At 40.4% G+C, this 401-nt stretch carries 1 protein-coding gene; it reads right to left on the bottom strand.

What is annotated here, in order from left to right:
- Positions 1 to 401: polyprenyl synthetase family protein (locus tag E3E37_RS11375; protein WP_167717465.1), on the bottom strand; the 401-nt coding region annotated here is incomplete at both ends.

The following is a 401-nucleotide window of genomic DNA, read 5'->3' as shown; positions in this document are numbered from 1 at the left end:
ATAAGATCCAGAACATCATCCCACACTTGGAATGCTATTCCAATGTTCCTTCCATATTTTGATAAAGCTTGAATATACTCTTCATTGTCTGTCCCTATGATTCCGCCAATTGTGGCTGAAGCGTCTATTAGTGCACCGGTTTTTCCACTTATCATTTTCATGTATTCCTTGATGTTAACACTATCTTTGCTTTCAAATTCCAAGTCCATTGCTTGGCCTTCACATAACTCGTTAGAGGTCTTTGAGATAACATCCAGAACTCTTACAACCTTTTTGGGGTCAGTAGGAATCCTTGCAATCGCCTCAAAAACTTTTGAGAAGAGCAAGTCCCCAGCGAGTATCGCCATGTTTATTCCCCAAATCTTATGAACCGTTGGCCTTCCTCTTCTTTTTTCGTCCAT

The sequence above is a fragment of the Thermococcus sp. ES12 genome (genome assembly GCF_012027515.1).
GTDB lineage: Archaea > Methanobacteriota_B > Thermococci > Thermococcales > Thermococcaceae > Thermococcus > Thermococcus barossii.
The sequence above is the reverse complement of the archived record's forward strand: the minus strand, read 5'-3'. Positions and strand labels throughout refer to the sequence as shown.